The sequence below is a fragment of the Halosolutus amylolyticus genome, from assembly GCF_023566055.1.
Lineage (GTDB): Archaea > Halobacteriota > Halobacteria > Halobacteriales > Natrialbaceae > Halosolutus > Halosolutus amylolyticus.
The window spans coordinates 223,892-236,238 of sequence record NZ_JALIQP010000003.1 but is presented as its reverse complement, the minus strand read 5'-3'; the positions used below and the strand labels follow the sequence as shown (position 1 = coordinate 236,238).

14 protein-coding genes and 1 tRNA gene are annotated in these 12,347 nt (G+C 64.4%); 10 read left to right on the top strand and 5 right to left on the bottom strand.

Features of this window, described 5'->3' with window-relative positions; genetic code table 11:
- Positions 1–85 precede the first annotated feature (85 nt).
- Positions 86–865: a DUF7839 domain-containing protein gene (locus MUN73_RS13680; RefSeq protein WP_250141049.1), complete on the top strand. Its 780-nt coding sequence runs from the start codon at positions 86–88 to the stop codon at positions 863–865.
- Positions 866–1,023: 158 nt separating this feature from the next.
- On the opposite strand, the gene MUN73_RS13675 is transcribed toward MUN73_RS13680, so the two are convergent.
- From MUN73_RS13675 to MUN73_RS13655, 5 genes are read right to left on the bottom strand one after another with little or no spacing between them, the layout of a single operon-like run.
- Positions 1,024–1,791, bottom strand: coding sequence for a proteasome assembly chaperone family protein (locus MUN73_RS13675; RefSeq protein WP_250141048.1), 768 nt, complete (start codon positions 1,789–1,791; stop codon positions 1,024–1,026).
- A 6-nt stretch (positions 1,792–1,797) separates the two neighbouring features.
- Positions 1,798–1,977, bottom strand: a complete 180-nt coding sequence (locus MUN73_RS13670) for an RNA-protein complex protein Nop10 (RefSeq protein ID WP_250141047.1) — start codon at positions 1,975–1,977, stop codon at positions 1,798–1,800.
- On the bottom strand, positions 1,977–2,777 hold the full coding sequence (locus MUN73_RS13665; RefSeq protein ID WP_250141046.1) for a translation initiation factor IF-2 subunit alpha: 801 nt from the start codon (positions 2,775–2,777) through the stop codon (positions 1,977–1,979). The genes MUN73_RS13670 and MUN73_RS13665 overlap by 1 nt, the downstream gene beginning before the upstream one ends.
- Complete coding sequence (locus MUN73_RS13660) at positions 2,774–2,947, bottom strand: 30S ribosomal protein S27e (RefSeq protein ID WP_250141045.1); 174 nt, start codon at positions 2,945–2,947, stop codon at positions 2,774–2,776. Before MUN73_RS13660 ends, MUN73_RS13665 begins: the two co-directional genes overlap by 4 nt.
- A gap of 5 nt (positions 2,948–2,952) precedes the next feature.
- On the bottom strand, positions 2,953–3,234 hold the full coding sequence (locus MUN73_RS13655) for a 50S ribosomal protein L44e (protein WP_250141044.1): 282 nt from the start codon (positions 3,232–3,234) through the stop codon (positions 2,953–2,955).
- Between the two features lie 360 nt (positions 3,235–3,594).
- Here MUN73_RS13655 and MUN73_RS13650 point away from each other — a divergent pair, with 360 nt between their 5' ends.
- From MUN73_RS13650 to MUN73_RS13610, 9 genes are all read left to right on the top strand, one after another.
- Entirely contained in the window at positions 3,595–3,861 is a 267-nt protein-coding gene (locus MUN73_RS13650) for an HAH_0734 family protein (protein WP_250141043.1), read from the top strand.
- A gap of 300 nt (positions 3,862–4,161) precedes the next feature.
- Positions 4,162–4,608: a GtrA family protein gene (locus MUN73_RS13645; protein ID WP_250141042.1), complete on the top strand. Its 447-nt coding sequence runs from the start codon at positions 4,162–4,164 to the stop codon at positions 4,606–4,608.
- A gap of 66 nt (positions 4,609–4,674) precedes the next feature.
- Positions 4,675–4,749: transfer RNA gene (locus tag MUN73_RS13640), tRNA-Met, on the top strand.
- A 544-nt stretch (positions 4,750–5,293) separates the two neighbouring features.
- Entirely contained in the window at positions 5,294–7,195 is a 1,902-nt protein-coding gene (locus MUN73_RS13635) for an ABC transporter substrate-binding protein (RefSeq protein WP_250141041.1), read from the top strand.
- Between the two features lie 47 nt (positions 7,196–7,242).
- A complete protein-coding gene (locus MUN73_RS13630) occupies positions 7,243–8,307 on the top strand; it encodes an ABC transporter permease (RefSeq protein ID WP_250141040.1) in 1,065 nt (354 codons plus the stop codon).
- Positions 8,307–9,542, top strand: a complete 1,236-nt coding sequence (locus MUN73_RS13625; protein WP_250141039.1) for an ABC transporter permease — start codon at positions 8,307–8,309, stop codon at positions 9,540–9,542. Before MUN73_RS13630 ends, MUN73_RS13625 begins: the two co-directional genes overlap by 1 nt.
- The gene (locus MUN73_RS13620; protein WP_250141038.1) at positions 9,539–10,648 is read left to right on the top strand and encodes an ABC transporter ATP-binding protein; all 1,110 of its coding nucleotides are present in this window, start codon (positions 9,539–9,541) and stop codon (positions 10,646–10,648) included. The genes MUN73_RS13625 and MUN73_RS13620 overlap by 4 nt, the downstream gene beginning before the upstream one ends.
- Entirely contained in the window at positions 10,645–11,982 is a 1,338-nt protein-coding gene (locus tag MUN73_RS13615) for an ABC transporter ATP-binding protein (protein WP_250141037.1), read from the top strand. The genes MUN73_RS13620 and MUN73_RS13615 overlap by 4 nt, the downstream gene beginning before the upstream one ends.
- Before the next feature lie 72 nt (positions 11,983–12,054).
- Positions 12,055–12,315, top strand: a complete 261-nt coding sequence (locus MUN73_RS13610) for a hypothetical protein (RefSeq protein ID WP_250141036.1) — start codon at positions 12,055–12,057, stop codon at positions 12,313–12,315.
- Positions 12,316–12,347: the final 32 nt, after the last annotated feature.

Here is a 12,347-nt window from a genome sequence, read left to right as displayed (position 1 = left end):
TTCCACGACCGAGGCGATCGATCGACCCATCGATCGACGACCCGCGACCGAGTACCTTTTTGCCGCACTCGAGAGAAGATGCCCTATGGTCGACGTCCTCGACAACAAGCGAGCGGCGACGCGGTTCCGGATCCTCGTCCAGATCGCCGAGCGCCAGCCCGCGGTCAGTCAGGGAGAGATCGCCGAGGAGGTCGGCGTCACGAGCCAGGCCGTCAGCGAGTACATCCGGGAACTCGTCGACGACGGACTCGTCGAGAAGGAGGGGCGATCGCGGTATCGCGTCACGAACGAAGGTGTCGACTGGCTCTTTCGAGCCGCGGACGACGTGCGACGGTTCGCGGACCACGTCACCGGCGACGTCCTCGGGGCGATGAGCGAGGCCGCCTACATCGCCACCGACGACATCGAGGAAGGCGAAACCGTCTCGCTGTTCGTCGAGGACGGCCTGCTCCACGCGAGTCCGGGCGAGGAAGGGCCCGCAACCGGCGTCGCGACGACCGACGCCGAGGCCGGTACCGACGTCGGCGTCACCAGCTTCGAGGGCGTCATGGACCTCGAACCCGGCTCCGTGACCGTCCTGCAGGTCCCGACGGTCCGCGCCGGCGGGAGCCGGGCGATCGACGAGTCGACCGTCGTCGAACACTGCGCGGACGCCGATCGCGTCGTTGCAGCGGGCGTCGAGGCCGTCGTCGCCTGTCGACAGGCCGGTATCGACCCGGTCGTCACGTTCGCGGCCGGCGAGGTCGCTGCCGACGGTGCCGAACGCGGCCTCCACGTCACCGCCGTCGCGACGACCGACGAGGTCGGGCGGGTCACCGATCGGCTCCGCGACGCCGGCGTCTCCTACGAAGTGCTCGAAGAGTGAGTGGGCGGTGCGGGGCCCCTCTTCCGACGGAAACGAGTTCTGTGCCGCTGAATCGACGAGTGGCCGCCACTAAATCGACGAGTGGCCGCCGCTGGTTGCTGGCCGCGACGAGAATCGAGCGCCCACGACGAGATGCGCGATCGTGAAAACTCGATCGCTCAGCCGATGTAGCGCAGGTCGTCGTCGGTCGGGACGTCCATCTGCTGTTGCTGTTCCATCTCCTGGATCTTGCCGACGACCTCCTCCATCTCGTCGGCGCGCTCGTCGAGCGTCTCGTAGTCGAGTTCGAAGCCGAGCACGGTTTCGAGTACCTCGAGGACGGCGCGAGCGCTCTTCGGATCGACGAGGTAGCCGCTGGTTTCGCCCATCAGGCAGACCGCGTCGAAGCCGCGTCGCTCTCCGAGTCCGAGCAGGAGTCCCGAGACGCCGACGATGCCGCCGGCCGGTTCGTCCTCGCGGAACTCGACGCCGGCGTCCTCGTGGGTCTCGCACAGCGACTCGTCGCTGACCGCACCGACGACGGCGTACTCCTCGATGAGTTCGCCCGTCGGCACGCCGCCCAGCGCGTAGACGTCCGACGCGCCGAACTCCGCGGCGACGTCGAGGAAGGCGTCGGTCAACACGTAGTGGCCCTCGTTCGTCTGGGCCTGGTGGTCCCCCGTCAGCAAGAGCATGTCACGGCCGTCGGGGACCGTGACGGCGTAGATCTCGGCACACGTGAGTTCGGAGACGCCGTCTTCGATGCTCACCTTCGGCGGGAACTCCCGGGAGTAGATCCGGCGAACGAGCGTACTCTCGGCTTCCAGTTCCTCGAGCAGGTGTTCGACGGCGAGCGTCCCGACGTGTCCCACACCCGGCAACCCCTCGACGAGGACGGGATCCGTGAGGTCGACCTCCGCGACTGCGTCGATCTCGAGTTCGTCCATACCGTATCAGCGGCGGCGACGTTTAAGAGACCGTCGGTACTCCCCGTAGGGATCCGCGGGGTCGAACGGTGCCGGCGCGCTGTTTTCGGCGTCGGCGCCGCACTCCGGACAGGTGTCAGAAAGGGTATACACCGGGCGATCGTGGGTCCCGCGCCACGCCGAACACACCCGGATGTCGGACTTCATTACTCGTCGTCGGTTCGGCGTTCGCGGTGGTACTCGCCCTCGCCGCCTTCCTGCTCGATCGCGGCGATCGCGCGCTGGGCGCTCGCCTCGAGCTGGGACTCGGCGGTCTTGTAGTTCGGTGCCTGTACCTCGATGCGGTACTCGGGGGCACCGACGTAGCTGACGTCGAGGTCGACCTCCTCGGGGACCTCGCCGTTGCCTTCGGCGGCCGCGAGCGCTTCACGGATGCCGTCGACGCCGCTCGGCGAGGGGTTCTCGAGGTCGACGTAGCCGGTGACGTTGACGTACGGCACCGAGACGTTCTCGCGGGCCGTGTCGACGATCGCGTCGATCTCGTCGTCGTCGAGGTCGGTGTCCTCGAGGGCTCCCTCACCGTGAATCGCGGCCTGCTTGAAGCCTTCGTAGAGGCTCCCGTGGGCACCGATCAGTTCGTTCGCGATCGCGGTGTAGTCCTCGTCGTCGATCTCCTCGCCGAGCGCGAGACTCATCCAGTTGTCGGCCTTCTGCTCGTTTTTCCACTGCTGGATCTTCTCCGAGCGCTGGTGGTCGTTGACGTCCTTCAGCGAGAGGTCGATCTGCTGGGACTCCTCGTCGACGTCCAGGACCTTGCAGACGACGATCTGGCCCTCGCGGACGTGATCGCGGACGTTCTTGATCCAGCCGCTCGCGACCTCGGAGATGTGGATCAGGCCGCGTTTGTCTTCGTACTCCTCGAGATCGACGAAGACGCCGAAGTCTTCGATCTCGTCGATCTTGCCGACGACGAGTTCGCCGGGATCGGGCCAGCCGCTGTATTTCATCGTGACTCGACTGTTTCGAGTACTTCGTGCTCGATTTCGGCCTTCCCGCCGGTCGGTCGGGCGAGGGTCGTGCCGCAGACGGCACACGAGACCTCCGTGGCGGCCTTGCCGAAGACGGTCTGTTCGTTCTCGCAGTCACTGCATCGGACGCTGTAGAAGTTTCCTGCCATTGTAATCACTCCTGGAACTCGAGTCGGCCGGCGCGCCATCCCTCGCGGAGGTGGGCCTTGCCACACTCACTGCAGCGGTACTTGAGGTCGGTCTTCTTGGTCGGCTTCTCGCCACCCGGCACCTTCGAGAAGCGACCGGAGTTCCCGATGCTGGCGGTGTTACGGCGGGTGCGGCGAGCGTCCCACTTCATCCCGGAGGAGCGCCCCGATCGAGCCTTCTCGACTTCGTGTTCGTGGTGTTCGTTACAGTGCGGGCAATAGGTATTGAATCGGCGTGGCATCTGCATGGTTATCTCACTTGGCGTGGGCTAAGACAGCGCCGTTTAAAACCCGTTTGGTTCGTCGCCGTCGTCCGATCGGAGCCCCCCGTCTCGAACCCGGGAATAAAACGCCGACGAGTGACGCGTCCACTATAGTAGCAACTGAAACGATTTACACACTGATCACAACGTCGTCCTGCGATCAGATGTGCATTGACTTTCAGTTGCTACTATACTACAACCGATTTCGGCGTCTGGGAGGACGTCGACGGGTGTGATTGCAGTCGATGGCTCTCAGGAACATACTGCCGGGGACGGCCGATCGTCGCCGCTCGCGGCGGCGCGGACTCCGAAACGCTTACTCCCCTCTCGTGCGAATTCGCCGCCATGAAGCGGCTCATCATCCACGGGGACCCCGGGATCCGGAAGGGTGCCATCATCGAGTACGACGGTGAGGAGGTCGTCTGCTTCGGTATCAACCGCAACGGCGAGTACCACGGCCCCGAGGAAGTCCAGCTCTGGTGTACCGTCGGCACCGACGACGAGTTCGAGGACTTCGAGAAACGGAACTACCAGCCGCACTTCCTCGACGTCGATCGGGTCGATGCGGACGCGGTGAGCGTCGTCCGGCCGAAAGGCGACCTCGCGATCTAGCGCCTGCCCACCAGTCAGTCTCCGAACGTTTTTCGTCCCACAGCTATAGAGTCCGATACGAATGAGCCGGACGGTCGGTCTCGTCGCTTCCACGTTCCGTCCGAACGACGACCCACTCCGCGTTGACGGCAGCACGGCCGTCGATCGGACCGAGTCGAGAACTCGGGACCGGTCTCCGTCGGGCGCGCCACCGGAAAGACCGGTTCCACACGGCGATCGCGAACCGACGATCGGACGCACAGACGGGATTCGAGACCAGAGCGCGGCGTCGGGCGCGCTCGCGAGGTTGACCCCCCGACGATGAGCGATTCGCTCGCCGACGCCATCCGGACGCGGGGTCGTGCGCTGGTCTCGACGACCCGGTTCGGCCAGTTTGCGGGCGTCGGCGTCGTCGGCGCGACCGTCGACAACGGTGTTCTCCTCGTGCTCGTCGAACTGGCCGACGCCGGATTCGTCCTCGCGAAGGTCGTCGCCTGGGCGATCGCGATCGGGGTCGTCTTCGCGATCAACGAGGCGTGGACGTTCGCGTCGTTCGGCGACATGTCACCGCGGGCACTGGGCAAACGGCTCGGCCGATCGTACGTGGTCCGGTTCGCCGGCTTCCTGGTAACGCTCGCGGTGTACTGGGGACTGGTGACCCTGTTCGACGTGTTCTATCTGCTCGCGAACGTGATCGGCCTCGCCGTCGGATTTGTCGTCAACTACACCTTCGAGAGCCTGTTCACGTGGAAGGTACATCGGGACTAACGGTAGAAACCCACATACGGCGGCCGAATCACAACCCTTAACTAGGGCACTCGGGTATAATCTGGTAGCGGGATGGGATAGCCAGGAGATTCCGGCGGGCTCATAACCCGCAGATCGGTAGTTCAAATCTACCTCCCGCTACTTTTCGACGCGAACAACAACGAGGAACGGAGTGACGAGTGTCGTGAGCGTCGAAAGAGTATGGAGTAGATTTGAAGTAGACGACGAGGGAGCAAGGCGACCGAAGTCGGCGTAGTTCAAATCTACCTCCCGCTATACTTTTGCCGCGAGCAAATTCGCGAGCGGCAAGTATAGCACGGTGGAAGTTTGAACCAGACGAGACGCGCGCATCGCAGTGAGTACGTCTCGGCGTGGTTCAAATCTACCTCCCGCTACGTTTCGACGCGAACAATACCGAGGAGCGGAGTGACGAGTGTCGTGAGTAGTGAGAATTTGAACGAGACGCGAATAGCGGTGCGATCGGGTCTCGACGGCGATCGACTCGTTCCATCCGGAGCGACGAGAGTTGCCGATCGTTGGATGTCGGCCCGATACCACCCCCTAATCCCATAGTAATACGATACTAGTGTATCGTATTTCATATTTGTGACTCTATTCAATGAGATCTAGACGCGGCGAGTCATCTTCCGATAAATATATATGTTGAAGATCATGATCGACTATCATGCCAAATCGTTCCACGGCAGAAGATCACGCGAAACTAAAAGTGACGAGTTCCCGCCGACGAGTCCTCCAGACGGTCGGCATCGGTGCCACTGCCGGTCTCGCCGGCTGTTTCGGGTCCGAAACTGACGACGACAGCGATCCGGCAGCGGACCTGCCCGAAGTCGAACTGTACGGCCCGGACGGCGATCGGATCGCGCCGACGATCTTCTTCGACCAGGGCGACGACACGCACCAGGACGTCGCGTCCCAGATCCAGAGCGACCTCGAGCAGATCGGCGTCGACCTGCAACTCGAGGGCAAGACGCAACTGATCGGCGACCACTTCGGATCCGAACCGCTGCCGGACGAGGATCCGGAGGACTTCGAGTACAACCCGGGACTGTTCAACGCCGGCCCGCCGGACCGAACCCGGACCGTCTCCGACTGGGACATGCTCTACGGCATCGCCGCCAACTCCTACCCGCGGACCCCGGGGAACACCGACACGTTCTGGCTGAAAGACTCGGGGACGAACGCCTACGGTTACGTTCCCGAGGTCGACATGGCAGGCCTGTACGAGGACTTCCGGAACGCCGAAACGGAAGCAGACAAACAGGAGTACCTCAACGAGATCATGGGTGCGCTCACCGACGAACTCCCGGCGAACTTCATGTCGGAGTCGCTTCGGTTCTGGGGGTTCGAGGAGCAAATCAACACGTCCGACGAGTTCAATCAGTACGGCTACGCACCCGGGTATATTAACCGGTACCGGAACGACCAGTCGGTCGGCGGCGACTACGTCTGGCTGACTGGCAACCAGTTCAACGAGGCGTACCTGCCCGAACAGGAGGACGTCCCGTCGAGCAACAGGACCAGCCTCATCTCCGACTACTCCTACGCGGTCGACACGAACGACGAGGTCTTCCCGCTGTTCATGGACGTCGAGGACAGCGGCGACGGGGAGGTGTGGGTGTGTACCCTCCGGGACAACCTCGAGTTCGGAACGGACGCGGACGGCAACTCGTACGGACAGATGACCGCCGAGGACTGGGTCTTCCAGATCGAGAACGTCCACGGGGTGGCCGACGACGCCGCCGACATGTGGAACGAGGATCAGCCCCCGGGCCAGCCTGCGGACTGGGTGGACGTCGAGAACGTCGAGCAGACCGGGGAACTCGAGTTCCAGCTCGAACTCGTCGAGCCGGACCCGCTGTTCCCGCTCCGGCCGATCCTCTGGGGCGAGTACTGTTACCCGCGGGCGCTCTACGAGGAGTACGCGCCGGACGCGGAGGCGCTTCGCCAGTCCGACGAGGTGCAGGAGTTCACCTGGACCGGGAACCTCGGCGCGTACACGTTCGAAGATCGAACGCCCGGACAGACGGGGTCGTTCACCGCCGTTCGCAACGACGACTACTACATGCACGAGCACACGGACGACAGCAACGTCCAGGTCATGGACGACGCGTGGGCGGACGCGCCGTACTTCGACCAGTTCCAGTTCGACGTCGAGTCCGAACAGTCGACCCGCGTCGAGCGGTTCCGGAACGCAGAGGCCGATCGGATGGAACTCCCGAGCGAGAACGTCCAGGAGTTCCAGGAAGCCGTCGACGAGATCCGCGTCGAAGATCAGGAGGATCCGTACATCAGCTTCCTCTTTTTCAACCAGCGATCGAACGGGAGCACCCTGACCCGGGAGCGGGACGGACGGGAAGCGATCGCGCGCGTGGTCGACAAGGAGACGATCACCCAGGACATCCAGCGCGGACAGGCAGACCCCGCAGTTACGTTCCAGCCGACGTGGTCCGACTGGTACGACGAGTCGTCGGTCGACGTCTACGGCATCGACATCACCGAGGACGACATCGTCGCGGCGCGTGACCTCCTGCGCGACAACGACAACTTCACGCTCGAAGAGGTCTGAGCCGCGCGGACTACGAACACAGCACGGAGTTTTCCAATACACTCTCTATGAAATGGTATATCATTCGTCGGACGCTCTGGGCCGCCTTTGCCTCGTTCATCATCCTCACGATCACGTTCGTACTGATGGACCAGGTGCCGAACCAGCAGATCATGCAGGCGGAGTTCCAGGCGGCAGTGAACGACGTGGACGTCGAAACCGCAGTCCAAGCCGAGAAGGAACGGCTCGGCCTGGATCGACCGTTTCACGAACGATACGTCGACTTCATGACGAACGTCTTCCAGGGTGACTGGGGCTGGTCCTACGAGTACAGTCAGCCGGTCATCGACGTCGTCCGTGATACCGTGCCGTACTCGTTGCTGTACGGCGTTCCCGCGATCGTTCTCTCGACGATCATCGGGACCGTGATCGGGCTCTACTCGGCGGTCAACCAGTACACGAAGAAAGACTACGCGGCGACGTTCGCCGCCTTCTTCGGAATCAGCATTCCGAACTTCTGGTTCGGGATCGTGTTGCTCGTCGTCTTCGGATCGTGGCTCGGCTGGGTGCCGATCGGCTGGAACGAGGCACTCCCGAAGGCGGCCGACGGGAGCTGGACGCTGCTGGAGACCGCCGGCTCCGACCACCCGGCGTTCTTCCGTCAGGACTTCGAGGGCGAGCGCTACGTCGGCATCCTCAGTCCGGCGAACCTCAAACAGCTCATCCTGCCGACGTTCGTGCTGATGACGGGCGCGATCGCCTCCGTCATGCGCTACGCGCGCGCGGAAGCGCTCGAGTACGTCGACGCCGACTTCGTCAAGACCGCGAAGTCGAAAGGCGTCAGTGACCGGGCGATCGTCGCCAGGCACATCTTCCGGCCGGCGTCGATTCCGTTGATGACGATCCTCGTCGGGCGGATCCTCGGACTGGTCCTGTTCGGCTCGTACCTGATCGAGGTGGTGTTCGGGATCCCCGGCATCGGGCTGGCGTCGTTCCAGGCCATCATCAGGCAGGATACCGATCTGGTCGCGATAACGATCCTCCTGCCGACGTTCGTCGCGATCGTCGGCAACCTGATCGAGGACATCATGTACGCGGTGCTCGACCCGCGGATCGACTACGGTGATCGCTAATGGGCGAGGATACGGACACGCGGACGGAGACGGACGGCGGTACCGCACCCGGGGATGCGACGTTCGAGCGGGTCGACTGGGACGAGATCGACGCCGACGGCGTGGCGCGATCGAAAAAACAGGTCGCCTGGCTCGTCGTCGTGAGCCTGTGGACGATCGGCGTGGCGTACGACCTCTACACCCGGTTCGTCGCCGAAACCGGACAGGCGACGTTCCCGGTTCTCGGACCGGTCTCGCCGGTCGACTGGCTGTGGTCGTTCACGCTACTCGTCCTCCTGTACTACGGTGTCGTCCCGCTGTACGAGAACCCGCGGATGACCCGCTACTACTGGAAGGAGTTCCGGAAGAACAAGGCGGCCGTCATCAGCGGGCTCTACCTGATCGTGACCTTCGCGATCGGCATTATTGGCCCGCGCGTCCTGCCGGAACCCGGACCGACGCCGGGGCTGGAGAACCAGCCGCCGGTCTGGGGTTCGATCGAAGCGTACAACGCCGGGACGACCTGTGCCGGCGGGACGACGATGGTCGACGGCGTGACGATGTGTCAGGGAAGCTGGCAGCACCCGCTCGGGACGACCTCATCGGGCGAGGACATCCTGCTGTCGAGCATCTACGGGATGGAAGTGAGCATGCAGGTCGGACTGATCGCGACCCTGATGAGCATCTCCGTCGCGGCGGCGGTCGGCCTGACGGCCGCCTACTACGGCGGCCTCGTCGACGAGGTGCTGATGCGGTACGTCGACATCCAGATGACGTTCCCGACGTTCTTCCTGTTCCTGTTGCTCGCGTACACGATCGGCGGCAGCCTGTTCGTGCTGATCCTCATCTTCGGCCTGTTCGGGTGGGGATCCTCCGCCCGGATCATGCGCTCGGAGGCGCTCCAGCGCCGCGAGGAGCCGTACATGCAGGCCGCGAAGAACGCCGGCGCATCGAGCGTCTGGACGATCCGTCGACACCTCCTGCCGAATATCTCGAACAGCCTCATCACCGCCGCGACGCTGACGATCCCGTCGATCATCCTGGCCGAGGCCGCGATCGCGTTCCTCGGCCTCGGGGACCCCACGGTTCCGTCGTGGGGGCGGCTGATCGCGGACGGTCGCGATCAACTCGGCACCGCGTGGTGGATCTCGACGATCCCGGGTGGATTCCTGTTTTTCACCATCCTCGCGTTCAACTTCCTCGGCGACGCGCTCCGGGACGCGCTCGACCCGAGACACGGAGGGAGTGGAGAATGAGTACACGAGACGACGACACGACCGACGCCCACGTATCGACCAGGCAGGACGATCGCCCGCTCCTGGAGATCTCGAACCTCCACACGTACTTCAGGACGGACAGCGAAGACGTGCGAGCGGTCGACGGGGTCTCCCTCTCCGTCGAACCCGGCGAAACTGTCGCGATCGTCGGCGAAAGCGGATCGGGAAAGACCGTCACCAGCGAAGCGATCACGCGGCTGTTCAAGTCCCCGCCCGGCTACATTCCCGAGGGGTCGATCCGGATCAACGGGCGGGAGATCACGGAACTGTCCGACGACGAACTCCGCCAGGTCCGGGGCGCCGAGGTGAGCCACATCTTCCAGAACCCGCAGGGTGCGCTGAACCCGGTGTACACGATCGGCTGGCAGATCCGCGAAGCGATTCAACTCCACGCCGACGTCACCAAATCCGAGGCCCGCGAGCGCGCCGTCGAGTTGCTCACGCAGGTGGGTATTCCCGAGGCGAGTTCCCGACTCGACGATTACCCACACGAGTTCTCCGGCGGGATGAAACAGCGCGTGCTCATCGCGATCGCGCTGGCCTGCGAACCGGACCTGCTGATCGCCGACGAGCCGACGACGGCGCTGGACGTGACGATCCAGGCCCAGATCCTGAAGCTGCTCAAGGAACTCCAGGAGCAACGGGACATGGGGATGCTGTTCATCACGCACGACCTCGGCGTCGTCGCCGAAATCGCCGATCGCGTGGCCGTGATGTACGCCGGGAAGATCATGGAGAAGGGATCGGTCGTGGACGTCTTCGAGACGCCCGCCCATCCCTACACCCGGGCGCTCCTCGACTGTCTCCCCGGCAGAGGCGGGATCGGTGGTATCCCCGGCGATCTCCCGGATCCCCGGTCGCCGCCGCCCGGCTGCCGGTTCGCGGATCGCTGTCCGCACGCGATCGACGCCTGTCGAACCGACGAGCAACCGCGGATGCACCAGGTGGGGGACGCGCCCGATCACACGACGTCCTGCGTTCACTTCGAACCGGGGCGAGATTCGAGTACCGTCCTGAACGCCGACCTGGAACCGGCCGGATCGCCGTCCCCGTCCGACGGCGTCGAGCGGGGTGACCGACGATGAGCCGCTCCGACGACTCGCTGCTCCGCGTCGACGGGCTGAAAAAACACTATCCGATCACCGAGGGAGTACTGAACACCGAAGTCGGCCGGGCCCGTGCGGTCGACGGGATCAGCCTCGAACTCGAACGCGGCGAGACGTTCGGCATCGTCGGCGAGTCCGGGTGTGGCAAGTCCACCGCGGCGGCGTCGATGGTTCGCCTGGAGGAGCCGACGGACGGCGAGGTCCGCTTCGAGGGCGAGAACATCCTCAAGTACGACGCGGCGGAACTCCGTCAGTTCCGCCGCGAGGTCCAGTTGATCTTCCAAGACCCGGACTCGAGTTTCGATCCCCGGATGAACGTCGGCGACGCCGTCGCGGAACCGCTCGTCGTGCAGGGGATGACCGATCGCCATCGACGCCGGGAGATCGTCGCCGACCTCCTGGAACGGGTCGGCCTCTCGGCGTCGGACATGAAACGGTATCCACACGAGTTCTCGGGGGGCCAAAAACAGCGGATCGGGCTGGCCCGGGCGCTCGCGGTGAACCCGAAACTCATCGTGGCCGACGAACCCGTCTCCGCGCTCGACGTCTCCGTCCAGTCGGAGATCCTCCGACTCATCGACGAGTTCCAGCGAGAACTGGGGCTGACGGTACTCATCATCAGTCACGATCTGGGCGTCGTCCGCCAGGTGTGTGACCGCGTCGCGGTGATGTACCTGGGCGAGTTCGTGGAGGTCGGGCCGACCGAGGAGCTGTTCTCGAATCCACAGCACCCCTACACGCGGGCGCTGCTGTCCGCTATCCCGACGCCCGACCCGACGGATCGGGGTCTCGGCGTCGAACTCACCGGCGACGTCCCGGACCCGTCGGACCCGCCGAGCGGCTGTCGGTTCCACACGCGCTGTCCGGAGGTGATCCCGCCGTCGGGGATCGATCTCCCACAGGAGATCTGGCGAGCCGTCCTCAACTTCCGCAAACAGGTCGAGCGCGAGTCGATCGACGTAGAGAGCATCGTCGAGGTGGGCGTGCTGGAATCGGACGGCGAATACGAGGGTCTCGAGGACCCGTCACCGGACGCGATCGACGACGCGGACTGCAAACGGTGGATCCGGACCGAGTACGACGTTCCCGATCGCCTGGACGATCCGCGTGCCGAGGCGGCGGTCGACGACGCGCTCGACGCGATCCTCGAGGGCGAGGCCGAGCGCGCGAAAGCGCGTCTCGCGGAGGAATTCACGACCGTCTGCGAACGCGAGAAACCGGAACTCGAGGGCTGTAGCGGCGGCCAGGAGGCCGCCTGCCATCTCCTCGACGACGCCCCGGCGGAACCCGACGAACTCCGACTGACGGAGTGAGCCGGCGGCGTTCCCCCGTTCGAATCGTCTCGTCGCAGTGGATTTTTTGGTCCGCTCCCGAGACGGGAGCGTATGGACCGAGACGGTGTCGACGAGGGTTCCCCGGCCCCGACGGACGCCGGGGAGCCACCGCGCTCGCTCGGAGCACTCGGACAGGTCGGCGTCGCCCTCGCCGTCGCCGCAGTCGCGCTTACCGCCGTCGGTCTGGTGGCCGCGCTGCTGGGGAGTTACGTGCTCGCGAACGTCGCACTGGTCCTCGCGTTCGGGCTGGTCTCGATCGCGATAGTGTTGGGTGCGATCTTCCGGGCGTCGGTCGGTGACCTGCCGTCGTGAGGGGCGGCGATCGCCTCGCAACCGCCGAATTG